General features: G+C 68.5%; 13 protein-coding genes. 6 read left to right on the top strand and 7 right to left on the bottom strand.

Annotated features, from left to right (window positions below; all coding sequences use genetic code 11):
- Nucleotides 1–9: 9 nt before the first annotated feature.
- The 7 genes from RCP37_RS18770 to RCP37_RS18740 are packed head-to-tail and all read right to left on the bottom strand — an operon-like array spanning nt 10 to nt 5,934.
- Nucleotides 10–1,092: an NAD(P)H-dependent amine dehydrogenase family protein gene (locus RCP37_RS18770; RefSeq protein ID WP_308484486.1), complete on the bottom strand. Its 1,083-nt coding sequence runs from the start codon at nt 1,090–1,092 to the stop codon at nt 10–12.
- Nucleotides 1,093–1,118: 26 nt separating this feature from the next.
- Entirely contained in the window at nt 1,119–1,673 is a 555-nt protein-coding gene (locus RCP37_RS18765) for a nuclear transport factor 2 family protein (protein ID WP_308484485.1), read from the bottom strand.
- Nucleotides 1,674–1,675: 2 nt separating this feature from the next.
- Nucleotides 1,676–1,882 carry a ferredoxin gene (locus tag RCP37_RS18760; RefSeq protein ID WP_308484484.1) on the bottom strand — a complete coding sequence of 69 codons (207 nt, stop codon included), beginning with the start codon at nt 1,880–1,882 and terminating at the stop codon, nt 1,676–1,678.
- A gap of 19 nt (nt 1,883–1,901) precedes the next feature.
- Nucleotides 1,902–3,257, bottom strand: coding sequence for a lanosterol 14-alpha demethylase (locus tag RCP37_RS18755; protein WP_308484483.1), 1,356 nt, complete (start codon nt 3,255–3,257; stop codon nt 1,902–1,904).
- Nucleotides 3,254–4,081 carry an SDR family oxidoreductase gene (locus tag RCP37_RS18750; protein WP_308484482.1) on the bottom strand — a complete coding sequence of 276 codons (828 nt, stop codon included), beginning with the start codon at nt 4,079–4,081 and terminating at the stop codon, nt 3,254–3,256. The genes RCP37_RS18755 and RCP37_RS18750 overlap by 4 nt, the downstream gene beginning before the upstream one ends.
- Complete coding sequence (locus RCP37_RS18745; RefSeq protein WP_308484481.1) at nt 4,082–5,299, bottom strand: cytochrome P450; 1,218 nt, start codon at nt 5,297–5,299, stop codon at nt 4,082–4,084.
- A complete protein-coding gene (locus tag RCP37_RS18740; RefSeq protein ID WP_308484480.1) occupies nt 5,296–5,934 on the bottom strand; it encodes a TetR family transcriptional regulator in 639 nt (212 codons plus the stop codon). Before RCP37_RS18740 ends, RCP37_RS18745 begins: the two co-directional genes overlap by 4 nt.
- Before the next feature lie 181 nt (nt 5,935–6,115).
- Between RCP37_RS18740 and RCP37_RS18735 the strand changes: the two genes are divergently transcribed.
- The 6 genes from RCP37_RS18735 to RCP37_RS18710 all read left to right on the top strand — a co-directional run bounded on the left by RCP37_RS18735 (nt 6,116) and on the right by RCP37_RS18710 (nt 21,158).
- Complete coding sequence (locus RCP37_RS18735; protein WP_308484479.1) at nt 6,116–7,585, top strand: aldehyde dehydrogenase; 1,470 nt, start codon at nt 6,116–6,118, stop codon at nt 7,583–7,585.
- Nucleotides 7,586–7,616: 31 nt separating this feature from the next.
- The gene (locus tag RCP37_RS18730; RefSeq protein WP_308484478.1) at nt 7,617–8,369 is read left to right on the top strand and encodes an SDR family oxidoreductase; all 753 of its coding nucleotides are present in this window, start codon (nt 7,617–7,619) and stop codon (nt 8,367–8,369) included.
- Entirely contained in the window at nt 8,366–9,256 is an 891-nt protein-coding gene (locus RCP37_RS18725) for an NAD(P)-dependent oxidoreductase (RefSeq protein ID WP_308484477.1), read from the top strand. Before RCP37_RS18730 ends, RCP37_RS18725 begins: the two co-directional genes overlap by 4 nt.
- Entirely contained in the window at nt 9,256–9,681 is a 426-nt protein-coding gene (locus RCP37_RS18720; protein WP_046286453.1) for a carboxymuconolactone decarboxylase family protein, read from the top strand. Before RCP37_RS18725 ends, RCP37_RS18720 begins: the two co-directional genes overlap by 1 nt.
- The gene (locus RCP37_RS18715; protein ID WP_308484476.1) at nt 9,678–10,553 is read left to right on the top strand and encodes an SDR family NAD(P)-dependent oxidoreductase; all 876 of its coding nucleotides are present in this window, start codon (nt 9,678–9,680) and stop codon (nt 10,551–10,553) included. Before RCP37_RS18720 ends, RCP37_RS18715 begins: the two co-directional genes overlap by 4 nt.
- 717 nt (nt 10,554–11,270) lie before the next feature.
- Nucleotides 11,271–21,158: a hypothetical protein gene (locus tag RCP37_RS18710; RefSeq protein WP_308484475.1), complete on the top strand. Its 9,888-nt coding sequence runs from the start codon at nt 11,271–11,273 to the stop codon at nt 21,156–21,158.
- The last annotated feature ends 61 nt before the right edge of the window (nt 21,159–21,219 follow it).

The following is a 21,219-nucleotide window of genomic DNA, read 5'->3' as shown; positions in this document are numbered from 1 at the left end:
TTCGGTCTCTCAGTCGCCGGTTCCCGCGATGACGGCGGGCGCGCCGACCAACGGCAGGTCGAGGGTGGTGACGATGCCGGCCGGTGCGGCGACGACGGCCGGAATCGCGTTGACCACGCGGCCAACACCGACCGCGATCGCGGCGTAGTTGTGATCGCCGTGCCGGCTGGTAGGGCAGATGTCGACGGTGTAGGACGGCTCGCCGGTGATCTCCACCCGATAGGAGCCGCCCTGCTGTGCCGGCTGCGCCCAGTCCGGCCGCAGATCGCTGCGCAGCCGGGTGACGTGCTCGACCACGATCAGCCGCTTGCCGTCGACGATGCCGTTGATCTCGAACTTGAGTGCGGCGACACCGCCTTTGGGGATATGGCCGGCGGCGATATCGAAGGCCTCGGGCGCCGGCTCGCGCTCGGATGAGTCCGTGATGGCGTCCAGGGTCACGCCCAGGCCGGCGGCCAGCTCGCGAATTGTCGCGCCCCACGCGATGCTCAAGATGCCCGGCTGCAGCAGCATCGGCACGTTGTCGAGCGAATTGCCGAAGCCCATCACGTCGAACATGACCTCGGCGCCGTCGTAGGTCGCGTAGTCGGCGATCTCCAGACAGCGGATCTGCTCAATGTGTTGGCACGTGCTGGCGAAGGCCAGCGGCACCATGTCGGTGACGAAGCCGGGATCGACACCATTGACGTAGACGCTTGAATTGCCTTGGCGGGCCGCGTCTTCGATGGGTGCGATGAACTTGTCCGGGATGACGCCCCAGGGGTATTGCAGCACCCCCGGGGCGGTCCCGATGACGTTGATGCCGGCGGCCAGCAGTCGGCAGACGTCCTTGAGCGCGTCGGGCAGTCGGGTGTCACCCATCGCGCAGTAGACCGCGGCCTCGGGCTTGGCGCCGATGATCGCCTCGAAGTCGTCGGTGGCGGCGATGCCGGTGTGGACGTCGAGACCGGCGAGCTCGCCGGCATCTTGGCCCACCTTGGCTGCTGTCGAGACCCACACTCCGGTGAGCTCGTAGGCGGGATTGGTGATCAGCCCGCGCAGGGCGATGCGCCCGGCGTTGCCGGTGCCGATCAGGGCGACGTGTATGGCCACGAGTTCTCCTGGAAGTGAGTTGTGTTCTACCAGAGTGGAACCGGAGCTGTTCCCAGCGGGTAGTAGCCGGGCAGCTTCTCACCGGCCAGGCTGCGCTCGATGCGCTTCTGCATCCCGGCCGAGAGCTTGCCGGCGGTCATCAGGTCCAGGTAGAGCTTCTGGACGTGACCGAAGTCGAAGAAGTCACGCTGCCATTCGATCTTCGCGTCGGCGTTGAGGCGAAACCAGCTGCCGCCGATGCCGTAGATCTCCGACTCGGCACCGTCGGCGTCTGTCGCGACCTGCTTCCAGAAGCCGACGATCTCGCCCTGCTTCTCATCGATGAGCACCTTTTGGTACGGGTACTGCCAGTTGTCCAGCCCCTCCATCTCCAGGCCCAGGGCGATGTCGCGGATCTCGTCGATCCCGACGCACATGACGTCCTCTTTGGGGCCGATGTTCCAGCCGTAGGTGGCGTCATCGGAGTAGAAGTCGGCCAGCGGCCGCCAGTCACCGGCCGCCTCGGCGTCGCGGTTGGCCTGCAGCCAGCGCTCGACCCAGTCGTCGTAGGTCTCGCGGGGGAGGGGGGCTGAAGTCGCCATGTCTATTCCTTCTCTTCGATGGACAACGCTCGGGTGGGACAGGACCGCACGGCTGCCTGGATCTGGCGGCGGTCTTGGTCTGGTGGTTCGGAGTCGAGGATCTCGACCTTGCCGTGCTTGGGCACCTGGAAGTAGTCGGGTGCCTCCAGTTCGCACATGGCGTGGCCCTGGCACAAGTCCAGGTCCACCTTCACTGTGTAGCTACCCATTTCAGCGCTCCCTCGGCCTCTACTTGTTGCGGCGGCGGTAGCGCACCTTGGCGGGGCGGGCCAGTTGCACCACCATCTTGGAATGGTCGTTGCGGTAGCTCTCCGCCGGCTGCGACATCTCGAACTCGTACTCGCGCAGCAGGACCGAGAAGATCGCCTTGATCTGCATGGTGGCGAAGGCCGCCCCCACGCAGCGGTGCCGACCGGCCCCGAACGGGATCCACGTCCAGCGGTGGATGACGTCTTCCTCGCGCGGTTCGTTGTAGCGCTCCGGCACGAAGTCATTGGGCTGGGGGAAGTTCTCCGGGATTCGGTTGGAGACCGCCGGCGAAGCCGCCACCATGTCGCCTTCGTGGATCGGGTAGCCGCAGACCTCGAACTCACCCTTGGCCACCCGCATCAAGATGATCAGCGGCGGATGCATGCGCAGGGTCTCTTTGAGCACGTTCTCCAGGTTCGGGATCTGGCGCAGCGCATGGAAACTCACCTCGCCACCGTCGGCATAGAGCTCGTCGAGTTCGGAGATCACCGCGGCATGGGCCTCCGGGTGGCGCAGCATCTCGATCAACGTCCAGGCGCTGGTTCCCGAGCTGGTGTGATGCCCGGCGAACATCATCGAGATGATGATCCCGGTGATCTCGTCGGCGGAGAACCGCGGGTTGCCGTTCTCGTCCGGGATCGACACCATGACATCGATCATGTCCCGGCGCTTCTTGTCCGATTCCGGGTTGGCCAGCCGGCCGTTCATGATGCCCTGCACCAGCTCGACCAGCTTGACGCGGGCTTCGTCACGGCGCCGGAAGCTTTCGATCGGCAGATACGGGTCGACGTAGCACAGTGGGTCGGTGCCGTTCTCCAGTTCGTAGTACAGCTGGGCAAACCGGTTGTCGAGTTCTTCGCGGAACTTTCGCCCGATGAGGCACGCCGTCGAGGTGTAGATCGTCAGCTCGGCGAAGAACTCCAGCAGGTCGATCTCACCCTCGTCGCCCCAGTCGGCGATCATCTGGCGCACTTCATGCTCGATGGTGCTGGCGTGGCGCTTCATGTGCTCGCCGCGAAGTGCGGTGTTGTGCAACATCTCCGCGCGCCGCTCCGGCGGCGCGTCGAACACCACGCCGTTGCCGAAGATCGGGGTCATGAACGGGTAGGCCGCGGCCTGGTCGAGCTCGTCGTCGGTGGAACGGAAGAAGAACTCGTTGGCTTCGGCGCCGGTCAGCAGCACGACCTTGCGGCCGGCCAGGTCGAACCATCCGACGTCGCCGCACTCGTCGCGCACGCGCTGCATCAACGCGATCGGATCGGTGCGGAATTCTTCGAGGTGACCGTGCTCGGCCTCGCCCCCGGAGACCCGGGGAACCTCAGTGGTGACGCTCATGACGGCATTCCTTCCTCGCCCAGTTGCAGGTTCTGGCGATCGGAGGCGGTGTCGCGCAGCGGGGCCTCGGGCTGCACCTCCATGTCGACGATGTGTGCGCCGCGCGGAGTTTCGGCGACGAATGCGATGGCGCGAGCCAGGTCTTGCGGCCGAAGGAAATAGCTGTGGCGCGCCTGACCCCACTTGGCCCAGTCCTCCAGCATCGGCCCCACCTGCTCGGCCGAGAGTTTCCAGCCCATCTCGGTCAGGGTCGGTCCGGGGTGCACGATCGAGGCTCGAACCCCGGTGCCCTCCAACTCCATTCGCAGGTTGTGCACCATCGCGACCAGCGCGGCTTTGGCCGCACCGTAGGCGCCCATGTGCGGACGCTGCTGGATTGCCACATCGGATCCGACGAAGATCACGTCGCCGCGTTGGCGGGCGACCATGTCCGGCAGCACCGCGGTGGCCAGCCGGTTGGCGCCGATCAGATGTACCTGGATCTGGTCGTTGAACGCCTCGGTGGGCAGCTCGTGAATGCGTCCGGGGAACATGTCGCCGGCGCCGGAGACCAGCAATTCGATCTCGCCCAACGCATCGATGCTGGACGCCACAAAGGATTTCACGGAGTCGGCGTCGGTGACGTCGAGCGGGAACGCCACCGCCTCGCCGCCGTTGTCGCGGATCTTGCCGACCAGTTCGGTGAGTTTGTCGGTCCGTCGGGCACCGAGCGCGACCGGGAATCCGCGGCTGGCCAGCTCTTCTGCGGTGGCGGCGCCGATACCCGAGGATGCGCCCGTGACGATGGCGGGCCGTCGGGCCGGGGATGGGTCGAAACGTGGCATTTATGCCTCCTTGACGGTGATCGGGAGGTCGGCGAAGCCGCGCACGTTGGATGAATGCACCCGCACGGCGTTGGCCTCATCGACCTGGTAGTCGCTGATCCGGCTGAAAAGTTCGTCGAGCGCCACCCGGGCCTCCATCCGGGCCAGGTGTGCGCCGAGGCAGAAGTGGGCACCGCTGCCGAAACTGAGCAGCTTGGAGCCAATGTCGCGTCCGATCCGGAAGGCGTCGGGGTCGTCGAATACCCGCTCGTCACGGTTTCCGGAACCGGGCAACAGCAGCACCACCGAGTCGGCCGGGATGGTGGTGCCGTGCAGGGTGTAGTCCTCCGCGACGGTGCGGGCCAGGATCTGGCTCGGGGTGTCGTAGCGCAGTGTCTCCTCGACCCACAGCGGGATCCGGGAGCGGTCGGCGAACAGCGGCGTCAGCTGGTCGCGGTTGCGGTGGCCCCAGTAGATGGAGCTGCCGAGCAGCTTGGTGGTGGTCTCGTTGCCCGCGATCACCATCAAGAACAAGAACGCCAGGATTTCCTGGTCGCCGAGCCGGTCACCGTCGACCTCGGTTTCCAGCAGGGCTGAGGTCAAGTTGTCGGCCGGGTTCTTCTTGAAGTCGGCGATCATCTCGTTGTAGTAGGTCATCAGATCCATCGATGCCTGGATCGCCGACTGGGGGACATCGGTCACCCCGTCTTCGCGGTGCAGCACCCCGTCGGCGAGCTCGCGGATGCGGGCCCGGTCGGCTTCTGGCACGCCCATCAGCTCGGAGATGACGTCCATCGGCAGCTTGCCGGCGAAGTCATTGATGAAGTCGAACGAGCAGGTGCCGTCGGAGCCGGGCTGGATCGCGTTGTCCAGATGCTGGCGCGCCAGCCGAATCACCTGGGGCTCGAGCTCGCGAATCCGGCGCGGGGTGAAGCCCTTGGACACCAGGGTGCGAAGCCGTAGGTGCTGCGGATCGTCCATCGCCAAAAACGACATCACCAGCTGGGCATGGGGGCCGCGGGAGACCGGGTCCAGGGATACCCCGTCCCGGTTGGACAGCGCTTCGCTGTTGCGGAACCCGTGCAGCACGTCCTGATGACGTGAGATCGCCCAGAAGTCGAGCTCTTCGTTGCGGTACACCGGGGCCTCGTCCCGCAGCCGCCGGTAGTAGGGGAACGGGTCCTCGTGGAAGTCGTAGTCGTAGGGGTTGAGGACGGGTGGTGCCGTCTGCAAGGTCATCGTGGTGCTCCTGATTCGAGGATCAGGCTGACGACGTAGGCCAGCCGATCGGTGATCTGGTGGTAGGTGAAGGCGCCACTGCCGGCGTTGACCAGAGCGCCGAAGAAGGTCATCTCCAGGGCGGAGACCTTCTGGGGGTCCGCGTCCGGGCCGAACGCCGAGATGATGCGGCGGTGGATCTCCGCGCCGATCCGGTCGCGCACCGTGCGGACCGCCGGGTCGCTGTTGCCGCTGAGCAGTGCCGCCGTGCACGCCGCCGCGACCTCGGGCTCGTCGGCGACCACCAGCGCCAGGTGCCGTAGCGCCTGGTTGACCCGACTCGGCATCGGCTCGTTGACGTCGGTGAAGTACGGGACCTGACGAACCAGGTCCAGATACACCTCGGCGATCAGATGGTTCTTGGAGGAGAAGTAGGTGTAGGCGGTCGCCGGGGCGACCTTGGCGCGGGCAGCGACGGCGCGCACGGTCAGGTCTGCGTAGGACTTCTCCCGCAGCATCTCGACGCCGGCGCGCAGCACCTTGCGGAAGGTCTCCTCCTGGCGCCGGTTCCGGGGAGCGGGTGTGGCGCCCGGGGTCGCGGGGTCGGGAAAGGCAGCGTTCGTAGATGTGACTGCCGCCACCGATTCGCTGGACACCTGTCCAACGTAGCTGAAGATGGATTTGTTAGGCAAGTCCCCTGGGAAGCAACGGTTTCAGGCTAAGAGGGTTGCGGGCGCGCCAACTCTGGGGCTAGGGTTCGAGCCGGTGATAACGGACATGTGTCCATTTTCGCAGTGTTTCTTCACGGGGACTGCGACCAAGCTGCGGGAGTGACTGATGGCATTACTGGCTGACGGCGTAAGCCGGCTGCTGATCGACGGCAAGCTGACCTCGGGCGGAGCCGGCGGCTTTGCCACCGTCAACCCGGCCACCGAAGAGGTGCTCGGTGAGGCGGCCAATGCCGACGCCGCCGACATGGATCGCGCTATCGGTGCGGCGCGCCGGGCGTTCGACGAGACCGACTGGTCGACCAACACCGAACTGCGGGTGCGCTGCATACGTCAGTTGCGTGAGGCGATGCTCGAGCATGTCGAGGAGCTTCGCGATCTGACGATCGCCGACGTGGGCGCCCCCCGGATGCTGACCGCCGGCGCGCAGCTGGAGGGGCCGATCAACGACCTCAGCTTCGCCGCGGACACCGCCGAAAACTACGAGTGGACACAGGATCTCGGTGAGGCGTCGCCGATGGGCATCCCCACTCGACGCTCCGTGGTGCGGGAGGCGGTGGGCGTCGTCGGCGCTATCACCCCGTGGAACTTCCCGCACCAGATCAACCTGGCCAAGCTGGGCCCGGCGCTGGCCGCCGGCAACACCGTCGTGCTCAAACCCGCACCCGACACTCCGTGGGTCGCTGCGGTGCTCGGAGAGCTGATCGCGGAGAAGACCGACATTCCGCCGGGCGTGGTCAACATCGTCACCTCGACTGACCACGCGCTGGGTGCCATGCTCGCCAAAGACCAACGGGTGGACTTGGTTTCGTTCACCGGATCGACCGCCACCGGCCGCAGCGTGATGGCCGACGCCGCTGCCACCATCAAGAAGGTGTTTCTGGAGCTAGGTGGCAAGTCCGCCTTCCTGGTACTCGACGATGCCGACCTGGCCGCGGCGTGCTCGGTGGCAGGATTCTCGGTCTGCCTGCACGCCGGGCAGGGCTGCGCGATCACCACGCGTCTGGTGGTGCCCCGGGCCCGCTACGACGAGGCGGTCGCCATCGCGGCCGGCACGATGGGCTCGATCAAGGCCGGTGACCCGTCGAAGCCCGGCACCATCTGCGGCCCAGTGATCTCCGCGCGCCAGCGTGACCGGGTGCAGAGCTACCTGGATCTGGCGATCGAGGAGGGCGGCACGTTTGCCTGCGGCGGCGGTCGCCCAGCGGATCAGCCCGCCGGGTTCTTCATCGAACCCACCGTGATCGCCGGGCTGACCAACGAGGCGCGGGTGGCTCGCGAGGAGATCTTCGGCCCCGTGCTCACCGTGATCCCGCATGACGGCGACGACGACGCGGTGCGCATCGCCAACGACTCGCCCTACGGGTTGTCCGCCACCGTCTACGGTGCCGACGCCGAGCGGGCGGCAGGGGTGGCGGCCCGACTGCGGGCCGGCACCGTCAACGTCAACGGCGGGGTCTGGTACTCCGCGGATATGCCGTTCGGTGGCTACAAGCAGTCCGGCAATGGCCGCGAGATGGGCGTCGCCGGGTTCGAGGAGTACCTGGAAATCAAAGCTATTGCGACAGCAGCGAACTAACGACTAGTACCGGATCAAGGAGAACAAGCAGATGGGCCAATTCGACGACAAGGTGGCTATCGTCACCGGCTCTGGTGGCGGTATCGGGCAGGCCTATGCCCAGGCCCTCGCCGCCGACGGCGCCGCGGTGGTGGTCGCTGACATCAACATCGACGGCGCGAAGACCGTGGCCGACCAGATCGTTGCCGACGGCGGCAAGGCGATCGCGGTGCGCGTCGACGTCTCCGACCTGGAATCGGCGCAGGCCATGGCGGATGCGGCCGTGGCCGAGTTCGGCGGAATCGACTACCTGGTCAACAACGCCGCGATCTTCGGCGGGATGAAGCTCGACGGCCTGCTGACCGTGCCGTGGGATTACTACGAGAACTTCATGCGGGTGAATCTGGACGGCGCACTGATCTGCACGCGAGCCGTCTACGAGCACATGGCCAAGCGGGGCGGCGGCGCGATCGTCAACCAGTCCTCCACCGCGGCATGGGTGTACTCCAACTTCTACGGTCTGGCCAAGGTCGGCGTCAACGGCCTGACTCAGCAGCTCTCCCGTGAGCTGGGCTGGCGCAACATCCGGATCAACGCGATCGCACCCGGCCCGATCGACACCGAGGCCAACCGGGTCACCACCCCACAGGCCATCGTCAAGCAGATGGTGCAGCAGCTGCCGCTGGCCCGGATGGGCACGCCCGAGGATCTCGTCCCGATGTGCCTGTTCCTGCTGTCGGAGCAGGCGTCGTGGATCACCGGCCAGATCTTCAACGTCGACGGCGGACAGATCATCCGCTCATGAGCAGCCCGGAACAGCAGCCCCGTCTTGGCTACATCGGCCTCGGCAATATGGGGGCGCCGATGGCCAAGCGTCTGGTCGACTGGCCCGGCGGCGTAACGATATTCGACCTGCGGACCGAAGCGATGACGCCACTGGCCGAGGCCGGGGCCAGCGTTGCGGGCAGCGTCGCCGAGGTCGGGGCGAACGCCGACATCATCAGCATCACGGTGCTCGACGACGCCCAGGTACGACAGGTGGTCGCCGAGCTGGTGCCCGCCGCGAAGCCGGGCACCGTCATCGCGATCCACTCGACGATCGCCGACACCACGGCCGCCGAGCTGGCCGAGGAACTCAAGCCGCAGGGCATTCACGTCATCGACGCGCCGGTCAGCGGTGGTGCCGGGGCGGCCGAGAAGGGCCAACTGGCCACCATGGTCGGTGCCGATCGGGCGGTCTACGAGCAGATCAAGCCGGCATTCAAGCAGTGGGCATCGCTGGTGATCCACGCCGGGGAGCCCGGCGCTGGAACCCGAATGAAGCTGGCACGCAACATGTTGACGTTCACTGCCTACGCGGCGGCCGGCGAAGCCATGAAATTGGCCGAGGCGGCCGGACTCGATCTGCAGGCGCTGGGCCGGGTGGTGCGCCACACCGATGCGCTCACCGGCGGCCCCGGCGCGATCATGCTGCTGGACTCGACTGCACCGCTGCCGGCGGACCACTTCCTGTACAACGCCTTCACCCACACCCGGGGACTCGGCGAGAAAGACCTCAGTCTCGCACTGGGATTGGGACAGGCCACCGGGGTCGACCTTCCGCTCGCCCAGGTGGCGCTCGCCGAACTCGCCGCCGGTCTGGGCGTGCCGCACACCGAGGACTCCGCTTTTCAAGAACCGGGAGAGATCTGATGGACGAACTGCGCCGTACCGGGCTGGCCAAGATGAACGAGGTCTACGCCTGGGACATGCCCGATATGCCGGGTGAGTACTTCGCGCTCACCGCCGACCACCTGTTCGGCCGGATCTGGAGCCGCCCGGGGCTTTCCATGCGCGACAAGCGCCTGATGACGCTGACGGTGGTCACCGCGGTGGGGGAGAAGGACCTGGCCGAGATCCAGGTCAACGCCGCCCTGCACAACGGTGAGCTGACCGAGGACGAGCTGCGCGAGATGGCCATCTTCATCACCCACTACGTCGGCTTCCCACGCGGATCCGGGTTGAACGCCGTGGTGGAGAAGGTGATTGCCAAGCGCAACAAGGCCGCTGCCGCGGGCAAGGGCGAGGACAAGAAGGCCAACGTCGCAGCCGTGCTGGATAAGCAGAAGGGCGAGTGACCCAGGACCTGCTCGCCGCGCGGGGCGCCGTTGTGGTCGGCGGCAGCCGCGGCATCGGCCGAGCGGTGGCGCTGCTGCTGGCGGGCTGCGGTGCCGGAGTGGTGGTCAACGGCCGGGACCCGGGGGCGGTGCAGGACACCACCGAAGCGATCACCGCAGCGGGTGGGCGGGCCGTCGGCCTGGCCGGCGCGGCCCATGTCGAGGCGACCGCCGTGGCACTGGTCCAGGCCTGTCGGGAGGAGTACGGCAGCGTCGACGTGCTGATCAACTGCGCCGGCGTCGCCGAACCCCCCGGCTCCTCGATCCTGTCGGTGTCCACCGAGCAGTTCCACGGCCTGCTCGACGCACATTTGGGCACGGCTTTTCAGACCTGCCGGGCGGCCGCGCCGATCATGGTTGAGCAGCGCCGCGGCTCGATCGTGAACAGCGGGTCGGTGGCATTTCTGGGCGATTACGGCGGCACCGGATATCCCGCCGGCAAGGGCGCGATCAACGGACTGACCCTGGCGGTGGCCGCGGAACTCGCGCCCCACGGGGTGCGGGCGAATGTCGTCTGTCCGGGCGCGAAGACACGGTTGTCCACCGGAGGCGACTATGAGGAACACATCCGAGACCTGAACGCCAGAGGCCTGTTGGATGAGATCAGCATGCGGGCTTCGCTTGATCCAGCCCCCGCCGATTACGTCGCCCCGCTGTACGCCTACCTGGCCAGCGATTTGTCCGCCGAAGTGAGCGGATCGGTTTTCCTGGCCTCGGGTGGCTTCCTGGGCCGCTTCGAACGCCCGGTTCCCGCGGTGCTCGGCTACCGCGATCATCAGCGCTTTTCGCCCTGGACCGTCGACGAACTGCACACCATGGTGGCGAGCCGCTGACACGGCGGGACCTCACTTCTTGACGCCGTCGCCACGAATGTTCAGCGGCTTTCGTCGGCCGTCACATCCGGGGTGATTCGTTCTTCGCTTATCAGGCGAGGTCGCCTGGTCCACTACGTAGCTCGACCCGTCGGGATCTGAGAGTCAGGTGTGCCGGCGCGCGGACGTGCTAGTCGGTGACGTCGGCAGACCCCATCCTCGCTTCTTGGCTGGAACGCCGCCGGAAAACCCATGGTGGCGAAGATGGCAGTCAAGTGGACGAAAGTCGCGTACGGGTTACCCTAGGCCCCCTAGGGCAGTCCGGATTGGTCGGTCGTCGAAGGACTGAGGCCTCTTTTCTTGGCCCAAATTGACGTTTCCGTTAGTAAGCCTATGAGTGATTTCACTTTTTCAGTCCATAGTGATGGACTTCATTTCTGAAGTGAATACGACCAGGCGTTTTAGGCCTGTTTCGGTCGCGCTTTGTCCACGACAGGACACTTCTCTCCATTTTCGAGTGGCGGGCCCCGCTACTCGCCGGTAGCTTCCGTCTTCGCGGAATCTGTCCGCTTCCTCAGGTTGAGGACACGCCGGTCCGAGAGCAGGTAAGACGTGACTCGTCAGCACAACAGCAAGGCCCTTGGCCGTTCGAAGGGCCGGCAGATGTGCGGCGACGTTGTTCGTTCGTCCGGTCCGCGCGTGGGGCATCGCGTAGCTGCTGCGTCGAGTGTTGTGGCGGTGTTTTTGGGGTTTGGGGTGGGGTCGTCGCCGGTGGCGTCGGCTGATGGTTTTGATTTGTTGGATCCGGTGTTTTGGTCGGAGTTGACCGATCCGGGTTCGGCGTTGTGGGCGGGGTGGGCCGATCCGGGTGCTGCGGATGCGGGCAACTTCTTGTTTGATGCTTTTGAGCAGTTCGATCTGGCGGTGGCGTCGTTCTACCACGAGGACCTGTATCTGCCGCTGTATGACCTGACGCAGGACTTCATTGCTGGTAATCAGCAGTTTTTGGACTTGATCAACCAGCCGTTTGTGGACTTGTTCGGTCGGGAGTTGATCGGTAACGGTGTCGATGGGTTCACCGGGTCCAATGACTCGTTGTTGGGGGCTACGGGGTGGTTTGGAAACCTCGGTGATGGCGGCTTCTTGTTCGGTGATGGTGGCGCCGGTGCTGCGGGTGTGGCCGGGATCGCTGGGGGTGTCGGTGGCGTCGGTGGCGCTGCGGGCATGTTCGGCAACGGCGGCACCGGCGGTGCGGGTTTTGAGGGTGCCGATGGCGGCGCTGGTGGTGTGGGTGGCTGGTTGTTCGGTGATGGCGGCGCTGGTGGTGCGGGTGGGGCCTCGATTGACGCGTTGCTGGCCGGCGGAAATGGTGGCGCCGGTGGTGATGTCGCGGGCTTGATCGGTTTCGGTGGCGCTGGGGGCGCCGGTGGTGCGGGCGCGGTCGGTGCCGCGGGTGCCGCGGGTATTGATGGGGTGTTGGCGGCGCTGAATGGCACCGATGGTGGTGACGGGCTGATCGGTGGCCTGGGTGGCAATGGTGGCGCCGGTGGCGCGGCCGGGTTCGTGCTCGGTCTCGGTGGTATCGGCGGCGCTGGTGGTGCCGGCGGCACCGGTGGCACCGGCGGCGCTGGTGGTGCCGGCGCGGTCAGTGTCGATGATCTGGGCGGCAATGGTGGCGTCGGCGGGGTCGGTGGCGATGGTGGCGCCGGTGGCCGTGGTGGCGTGGGTGGTGTGGGTGGGCACTTCGGTGCTGCCGGTGATGGCGGAGCGGGGGGCAATGCGGGCTTGGCCGGCGACGGTGGCGCTGGCGGTGCCGGTGGTGATGGCGCCCTCGGCGGTGGTGATGGTGGTGCTGGCGGTGATGGTGGCCAGATCGGCACCATCGCCGGCCTAGGTGGGGCCGCGGGTGAGAAGTTCATGTCCTGGATGTGGGGCAACGCGGGCCGTCCGGGCGCCGATGGTCTGGTCCCGACCGGGATCAGTGGCAACGGTGGTGTCGGCGGTAACGGCGGTCACGGCACCGGGGTCTTGGCCAACGGCGATGGCACCTCGGGTGGTGCCGGTGGCGCCGGGGGCAATGGTGGCGCTCACGGCAACGGCGCTTCTGGCGGTGTTGGTGGTAACGGTATTGCGGGCGCAACCGGCGCCGATGGCGCCTACCCGGGTGCGTCCGGGATCTCGGGTGGCACCGGCGGCAATGGTGGTGTCGGTGGTGCGGGTGGCTCGGGTGGTTCGGTAGCCGGTAACGCCGGCTCCGGTGGTGCTGGTGGTAAGGGCGCGGCCGGTGGTGGCGGCGGCCGCGGCGCCGACGGCGTAACCGGGTCGTTCGCCGACGGCGGGGATGGCAAGGGCGGCGCCGGCGGCGACGCCGGCTCCGGTGGTGCCGGTGGCAATGGTGGTGCCGGCGGTGCTGCGGGAACCGCGGCGCACGGCAACGCGGGCACTTCGGGTGCCGGCGGGGCCGCCGGGGATGGCGGCAACGCCGGGAACGCGGGTGCTGGCGGCCAGGGTGCGGCCGGCAGCGCCGAGCATCCCGATGCCGGCAATGGTGGTGCCGGCGGCCGCGGCGGGGACTTCGGTGCCGGCGGCACCGGCGGTGCCAACGGTGATGGCAGTGGCCAGGCCACCGATGGTCTCGATGGGTCGGCCACGGTGGGTGGCAATGGTGGGGCCGGTGGGGATGGCTTCTTGGGCACCAATGGTGTCGCGAGCAGCATTAATGGCACCGGTGGTGGCCACGGCGGCCACGGCGGCGAGGGTGGCGCCGGTGGCTTGAACGCCGATGGCGCCCAGGCCGCCCAAGGTGTGGGTGGTGCTGGTGGTGATGGCGGCGCCGGCGGTAACGGTTTCAACGGCTACAACGGCGATGGCCCCGGTGGTGATGGCACCAACGCTGGTGATGGCGGTGCCGGCGGCAACGGCGGGCAGGGCGGTCACGGTTCGGTCGAAGGCGCTCACGGTGTTGGCGGTTTGGGCGGTAACGGCGGCAATGGTGGTAACGGCGCTGATGGTGGCGACGGCGCCGATGGCGATAGCGAGCATGCGGGCGGGTTCGCCGGCCAGGACGGTGGCAATGGTGGCAACGCCGGCAAGGGCGGTACCGGCGGCGACAGCGGCGGCGGCACTACCTCGGCCAGCGGCGCCGATGGCGTCGCCGGGATCGGTGGCAACGGTGGCCACGGCGGCACGGGCCTTGATGGGGTCAACGGCACCGCCGAAAACCCCGATGGCACTGCGGGCGGCGCGGGTGGGGCCGGCGGCAACGGCGGCACCGGTGGTCTGAACACCGATGGCACGCAGGCGACGACGGGCAATGGTGGTGCCGGTGGCCTGGGCGGCCGCGGTGGTAACGGCCTCAACGGGACTAACGGGGATGAGCCGGGCTCTGATGGCACTCGCGGTGGCAATGGTGGCGCCGGCGGCGCCGGTGGTGTCGGCGGCAGCGGCACGATCGAGGGTGTCCATGGTGCTGGTGGGGTCGGTGGTAACGCCGGCAACGGTGGCAACGGCGCCGCCGGGGCGAACGGCGCCAACGGCAACGCCGAGCACACCGCCGGCTATGCCGGTGGTGACGGCGGCGCCGGTGGTAACGCCGGTGTCGGGGGCGCCGGTGGTGACAGTGGTAACGGCACGACCGCGGCGAACGGCAGTGATGGCGCAGCGGGTAAGGGCGGTGCCGGTGGCCTCGGTGGTACCGGTCTTGATGGTGTGAACGGCAACGCAACCAACCCCGATGGCACTGCCGGTGGTGCCGGCGGGGCCGGCGGCAACGGCGGCACGGGTGGCTTGGAAGCCGATGGGGTCACGGCGGCCGCTGATGGTGCCGGTGGAGCTGGTGGCGGTGGGGGCCGCGGTGGTAGCGGCTTCAACGGCAGCAACGGGGCCACCCCGGGTGCTGATGGCACCCGCGGCGGCAACGGTGGCACCGGCGGTGCCGGTGGGGTCGGCGGTACCGGCTCGAGCACCGGCGCCCACGGTATTGGTGGTGTTGGTGGGAACGCCGGCAACGGCGGCACCGGTGCTGATGGTGCTGATGGCGCCAATGGCACCACCGAGCACACCGGTGGGTATGCCGGACAAGACGGCGGCAAGGGCGGCAACGCCGGCACCGGCGGCGCCGGCGGCGACAGCGGTAACGGCACCACCGCCGCAGCAGGCAGTGATGGCACCGCCGGCAAGGGCGGCAACGGCGGGGCCGGCGGCACCGGCCTCGACGGCACCAACGGCACCAACGGCGCAATCGATGGCACCGCGGGTGGTGCCGGCGGCGCCGGTGGCAACGGCGGCCAAGGCGGCCTACAGGCAGACGGTCTTACCCGCGCCTCTGATGGTGATGGCGGCAATGGTGGCGTCGGTGGTGCCGGTGGTCACGGTGCCAATGGTGGGGTCGGTTCCAATGGTGGGGCTGGTTCCAACGGTGGCGATGGGACTGCGGGTTCGCTTGACGGTGGTGCTGGTGACCGCGGTGGCGATGGCGCTGATGGCGGTCGTGGTGGCAATGGTGGTGCTGGCGGCGCTGGTGGTGTTGCCGGTACTGGTGCCCACGATGGTGTTGCCGGTGTTGGTGGCGTGGGTGGTAACGCGGGCAGTGGTGGCAACGGTGGCGATGGTGGTGCCGGCGGTCACGGCGGTAGTGGTGTTGGGCAGTCCGGTGCTGGTCTTGATGGCGGCAATGGTGGCGCTGGTGGTGCTGGTGGCGATGGTGGTGCCGGTGGTGTGGCGGGCACTGCGGGCGCTGGTGGTGTTGGTGGTGATGGCACGCGGGCTGCTGATGGTGCTGCGGGCACTGATGGTTTGCAGGGCCTTGGTGGTGTTGGTGGTAACGCCGGTAGTGGTGCTGCGGGCACTGATGGGGCGGCGGGTCGTGATGGTCTGAGCAACGGCAACACCTCGATTGATGGTGAGGCCGGTGGCGCTGGTGGCGCTGGTGGTAACGCCGGTGTTGGTGGTGTGGGTGGCTCGGGGCGTGGTGGTCAGGCTGCCGGGGGTAGTGATGGCACGGCCGGTGTTGGCGGCAATGGTGGTGCCGGTGGTCGCGGTGCTGACGGTGTTGATGGCGTCGCCGGTGCTGTTGATGGCAGCGCCGGTGGCAATGGTGGTGCCGGTGGCAATGGTGGTCACGGTGGTCTGACCGCGGACGGGGTGACCCGCGCCTCTGATGGTGATGGCGGCAATGGTGGCGTCGGTGGTGCCGGTGGTCACGGTGCCAATGGTGGGGTCGGTTCCAATGGTGGGGCTGGTTCCAACGGTGGCGACGGGACGGCCGGATCGACCAATGGTGGTGCTGGTGACCGCGGTGGCGATGGCGCTGATGGCGGTCGTGGTGGCAATGGTGGTGCTGGCGGCGCTGGTGGTGTTGCCGGTACTGGTGCCCACGATGGTGTTGCCGGTGTTGGTGGCGTGGGTGGTAACGCGGGCAGTGGTGGCAACGGTGGCGATGGTGGTGCCGGCGGTCACGGCGGTAGTGGTGTTGGGCAGTCCGGTGCTGGTCTTGATGGCGGCAATGGTGGCGCTGGTGGTGCTGGTGGCGATGGTGGTGCCGGTGGTGTGGCGGGCACTGCGGGCGCTGGTGGTGTTGGTGGTGATGGCACGCGGGCTGCTGATGGTGCTGCGGGCACTGATGGTTTGCAGGGCCTTGGTGGTGTTGGTGGTAACGCCGGTAGTGGTGCTGCGGGCACTGATGGGGCGGCGGGTCGTGATGGTCTGAGCAACGGCAACACCTCCATTGATGGTGAGGCCGGTGGCGCTGGTGGCGCTGGTGGTAACGCCGGTGTTGGTGGTGTGGGTGGCTCGGGGCGTGGTGGTCAGGCTGCTGGGGGTAGTGATGGCACGGCCGGTGTTGGCGGCAATGGTGGTGCCGGTGGTCGCGGTGCTGACGGTGTTGATGGCGTCGCCGGTGCTGTTGATGGCAGCGCCGGTGGCAATGGTGGTGCCGGTGGCAATGGTGGTCACGGTGGTCTGACCGCGGACGGGGTGACCCGCGCCTCTGATGGTGATGGCGGCAATGGTGGCGTCGGTGGTGCTGGTGGTCACGGTGCCAATGGTGGGGTCGGTTCCAATGGTGGGGCTGGTTCCAACGGTGGCGACGGGACGGCCGGATCGACCAATGGTGGTGCTGGTGACCGCGGTGGCGATGGCGCTGATGGCGGTCGTGGTGGCAATGGTGGTGCTGGCGGCGCTGGTGGTGTTGCCGGTACTGGTGCCCACGATGGTGTTGCCGGTGTTGGTGGCGTGGGTGGTAACGCGGGCAGTGGTGGCAACGGTGGCGATGGTGGTGCCGGCGGTCACGGCGGTAGTGGTGTTGGGCAGTCCGGTGCTGGTCTTGATGGCGGCAATGGTGGCGCTGGTGGTGCTGGTGGCGATGGTGGTGCCGGTGGTGTGGCGGGCACTGCGGGCGCTGGTGGTGTTGGTGGTGATGGCACGCGGGCTGCTGATGGTGCTGCGGGCACTGATGGTTTGCAGGGCCTTGGTGGTGTTGGTGGTAACGCCGGTAGTGGTGCTGCGGGCACTGATGGGGCGGCGGGTCGTGATGGTCTGAGCAACGGCAACACCTCCATTGATGGTGAGGCCGGTGGCGCTGGTGGCGCTGGTGGTAACGCCGGTGTTGGTGGTGTGGGTGGCTCGGGGCGTGGTGGTCAGGCTGCTGGGGGTAGTGATGGCACGGCCGGTGTTGGCGGCAATGGTGGTGCCGGTGGTCGCGGTGCTGACGGTGTTGATGGCGTCGCCGGTGCTGTTGATGGCAGCGCCGGTGGCAATGGTGGTGCCGGTGGCAATGGTGGTCACGGTGGTCTGACCGCGGACGGGGTGACCCGCGCCTCTGATGGTGATGGCGGCAATGGTGGCGTCGGTGGTGCTGGTGGTCACGGTGCCAATGGTGGGGTCGGTTCCAATGGTGGGGCTGGTTCCAACGGTGGCGACGGGACGGCCGGATCGACCAATGGTGGTGCTGGTGACCGCGGTGGCGATGGCGCTGATGGCGGTCGTGGTGGCAATGGTGGTGCTGGCGGCGCTGGTGGTGTTGCCGGTACTGGTGCCCACGATGGTGTTGCCGGTGTTGGTGGCGTGGGTGGTAACGCGGGCAGTGGTGGCAACGGTGGCGATGGTGGTGCCGGCGGTCACGGCGGTAGTGGTGTTGGGCAGTCCGGTGCTGGTCTTGATGGCGGCGCTGGTGGTGCTGGTGGTGCTGGTGGCGATGGTGGTGCCGGTGGTGTGGCGGGCACTGCGGGCGCTGGTGGTGTTGGTGGTGATGGCACGCGGGCTGCTGATGGTGCTGCGGGCACTGATGGTTTGCAGGGCCTTGGTGGTGTTGGTGGTAACGCCGGTAGTGGTGCTGCGGGCACTGATGGGGCGGCGGGTCGTGATGGTCTGAGCAACGGCAACACCTCCATTGATGGTGAGGCCGGTGGCGCTGGTGGCGCTGGTGGTAACGCCGGTGTTGGTGGTGTGGGTGGCTCGGGGCGTGGTGGTCAGGCTGCTGGGGGTAGTGATGGCACGGCCGGTGTTGGCGGCAATGGTGGTGCCGGTGGTCGCGGTGCTGACGGTGTTGATGGCAGCCAGGCGACCGCGCCGGGTGGCAACGGCGGCGCCGGGACCAACGGCGGCAACGGAGGCAACGGCGGTGCGGCCGGCAACGGCGGCCGGAACGCCGATGGCAGCGCCAGCGGGTTCAACGGCACTCAGGGCAACGGCGGTGACGGCGGTGCCGGCGGCGATGGCGGCGCCGGCTACCAGGGCCTCAATGGAGTCAACCTCGGCGACAACGGTCAAGAAGGCGGCAGGGGCGGCGCAGCAGGATCCGGTGGTCATGGGGGGACCGGGGCAGTCGGTGGTGCCGGCGGTAGCGGCGGCAACGGCGGCCAAGGCGGCAATGGTGGCGAAGGCCGCGACGGCTACGACGCAGCCGGCGATGGGAACGCCGAGGCGGGTGCCCACGGCGGCAATGCCGGCGACGGCGGCAACGGCGGTGCCGGCGGTGCCGGTGGTACGGGCGGCAACGGTGGAGCCTCCACGGCAGCCGGCGGCGTGGCAGGCGCCAACGGTAGCGGCGGCAATGGTGGGCGCGGCGGCGCCGCCGGCACGCCCGGCGATGGCGGCGATGGCAAGACCGGTGACGCCGCTCACCTCGCGGGCGGTAACGGCGGCAATGGCGGCAACGCCGGTGCGGCCGGCGCGGGTGGAGAACGTGGCGCGGCCGGGACCGGGGGCAGCGCAGGTACTGGCAATGCGGGCCAAGAGGGAATTGCCGGTAGCGGTGTGACCGGTGTCGTCGGCAACGGCGGCAACGGTGGCAACGGCTACGACGCCGGCAGTGACGACCACGCTGCAGCGAGCACCAACGGCGGTAACGGTGGTGCTGGCGGCAACGGCGGCGACCGCGGCAATGGCGGTAACGGTGGCCACGGTGGCGATGGGACCACGGGTGCTCAGGGCGCAGACGGCCAGAACCCAGGGGCGTCAGGCAACACCGGTGGCACCGGTGGATCCGGCGGGCAGGGTGGCGCAGGCGGAGCAAGTGGCACCCAAGCCGGAAATGCGGGGTCCGGAGGAAACGGCGGCCACGGAGCTACCGGTGGCGCCGGCGGCAAGGGCAATGACGGCAATACCGGCAGCTTCGCCAACGGCGGGACCGGCAACGGCGGCAACGGCGGCAACGGTGGAGCCGGTGGCCAGGGCGGCAACGGGGGCGACGGCGGTGCGGCGGGCGCACTGAATAACGGCAGCGGCAGCGCCGGAGCGCAAGGCACGGGTGGCAATGCCGGCAGCGGGGGTAACGGCGCCAACCCCGGCGACGGCGGCAACGGTGCGTCCGGAATCGCCACCCACACCAACGGCGGTAACGGCGGTAACGGCGGCAACGTCGGGCACGGTGGCGCCGCAGGTACGGCGGGAGTCGGCTCGAACGGCAGTGGCCAGGCCGGTACCTCCGGCAGTGCCCCCACCGGAGTCATTGTCGGAAACGGCGGCGACGGCGGCGCTGGCTACACCCCGGCTCCTCCCGCCACCACCGGCCAGACCGCGGCCAACGGTGGTGCCGGCGGCAACGGCGGCAACGGCGGCGATCACGGCAACGGCGGCACCGGCGGCACGGGCGGTAACGGAGCCAACGGCGCGGACGCCACCACCATGCAGTCCGGCGGCGGCCGCGGCGGCAACGGCGGTAACGGCGGCACCGGCGGGAAGGGCGGCCTGGGCGGGTCGGTCATGGGCTCGGACGGCGGAGTCGGTGCTGGCGGCAACGGCGGTGCCGGCGGCGCGGGTGCCACGGGTGAGTTCGCGGTCAACAACGGTTACGGCGGCACCGGTGGCACCGGTGGCAACGGTGGCAACGCCGGAGGGGCCACCGGCCAGGTCGGAAACGGCGGTACTGGGGGTACCGGTGGCGATGGTGCTGACGGTGTGCGCGCCTACAACGGCGGCACCGGAGCTCAGGGCGGCAACGGCGGAACCGGTGGATTGGCCGGGACCGTCGGCCACGGCGGTGTGGCCGGCAACGGCGGCGACGGTGGCGCGGGCGGAACCGGCGCGGCCGGCAGCGTGACGTACGACAACGGCCAAGGCGGCACCGGCGGAACCGGTGGTCTGGGAGGCAACGCTGGCAACGGCACCGGCACGGCCGGCAACGGCGGTGTCGGCGGCGATGGTGGCGCCGGAGCCCACGGCCAAGTCAGCTACAACAACGGCTACGGCGGCAACGGCGGACGCGGCGGGACCGGGGGGCTGGCCGGCACGGTTGGCGCTGCCGGCCAGGTGGGCAACGGCGGTACCGGTGGGGCCGGTGGAGACGGTGCGGACGGCCAAGTCGGCTACAACAACGGCTACGGCGGTAACGGCGGCAACGGCGGCTTCGGAGGAAACGCCGCGAACAGCACTGGCCAGGCCGGCGCCGGCGGTAACGGCGGCAACGGTGGTCAGGGCCACGACGGTCAGCTGGGCTACAACAACGGCTACGGCGGCAACGGCGGCAACGGCGGTAACGGCGGGCAGAACGGGTCGGTCGGCACCGCCGGACCGATCGTCAGCAGTGGCGGCAATGCCGGTGACGGAGGCAACGGTGCTGACAGCACCTCGACCTCCAACAACAGCTACGGCGGAAACGGCGGCAATGGCGGTAGCGGTGGCAATGCCGGCGCTGCCACTGGCCAGGCGGGTTCCGGAGGAAACGGCGGTATCGGTGGAAACGGCCGGGCCGGCCGGATCGACGCCAACAACGGCTATGGCGGCAACGGCGGGCGCGGTGGTAACGGCGGAAACGCCGGAAGCATCGGCACCGGTGGAATCGGCGGCAACGGTGCGTACGGCGGCGACGGCGGAGCGGGTGCGAACGGCGACATCTATCGCAATAACGGCACCGGCGGCATCGGCGGCACTGGCGGGGCCGGCGGTGACGCCGGCACCAGCAGTCCGGGCGCTTCAGACGGCCGGCCTGCGACTACGCAGGGCAGCCAAAACGGCGACGGCGGCAACGGCGGCGTCGGCGGCAACGGTGCCAACGGCGTCGTCGAAGTCAACGGCGGCACCCCCGGAGTGGGCGGCGCGGGCGGTACGGCCGGCGCCGCTGGGACAGGTGGTTCAGGCGGCCAGGCCGGTTCTGGCGGTCAGGCTGGCGCAACAGGCGCCCCGGCCTGACCCGATTACCCGGCCGGGCAATACGCGGCCAGAGGTATGCAGCGCCATCCGCAGTGATCGA

The organism is Mycolicibacter sp. MU0102 (assembly GCF_963378105.1).
Taxonomy (GTDB): domain Bacteria; phylum Actinomycetota; class Actinomycetes; order Mycobacteriales; family Mycobacteriaceae; genus Mycobacterium; species Mycobacterium holstebronense.
Note: the sequence above shows the minus strand (reverse complement) of the source record. Positions and strands in the feature narration are given on the sequence as shown.

What these genes read in the sequence shown, in the direction of transcription:
- RCP37_RS18745 (WP_308484481.1), bottom strand. Translation starts at nt 5,299, where the DNA reads ATGACCTTGCAGACGGCACCACCCGTCCTCAACCCCTACGACTACGAC.
- RCP37_RS18765 (WP_308484485.1), bottom strand. Translation starts at nt 1,673, where the DNA reads ATGGCGACTTCAGCCCCCCTCCCCCGCGAGACCTACGACGACTGGGTC.
- RCP37_RS18725 (WP_308484477.1), top strand. Translation starts at nt 8,366, where the DNA reads ATGAGCAGCCCGGAACAGCAGCCCCGTCTTGGCTACATCGGCCTCGGC.
- RCP37_RS18735 (WP_308484479.1), top strand. Translation starts at nt 6,116, where the DNA reads ATGGCATTACTGGCTGACGGCGTAAGCCGGCTGCTGATCGACGGCAAG.
- RCP37_RS18755 (WP_308484483.1), bottom strand. Translation starts at nt 3,257, where the DNA reads ATGAGCGTCACCACTGAGGTTCCCCGGGTCTCCGGGGGCGAGGCCGAG.
- RCP37_RS18760 (WP_308484484.1), bottom strand. Translation starts at nt 1,882, where the DNA reads ATGGGTAGCTACACAGTGAAGGTGGACCTGGACTTGTGCCAGGGCCAC.
- RCP37_RS18730 (WP_308484478.1), top strand. Translation starts at nt 7,617, where the DNA reads ATGGGCCAATTCGACGACAAGGTGGCTATCGTCACCGGCTCTGGTGGC.
- RCP37_RS18750 (WP_308484482.1), bottom strand. Translation starts at nt 4,081, where the DNA reads ATGCCACGTTTCGACCCATCCCCGGCCCGACGGCCCGCCATCGTCACG.
- RCP37_RS18720 (WP_046286453.1), top strand. Translation starts at nt 9,256, where the DNA reads ATGGACGAACTGCGCCGTACCGGGCTGGCCAAGATGAACGAGGTCTAC.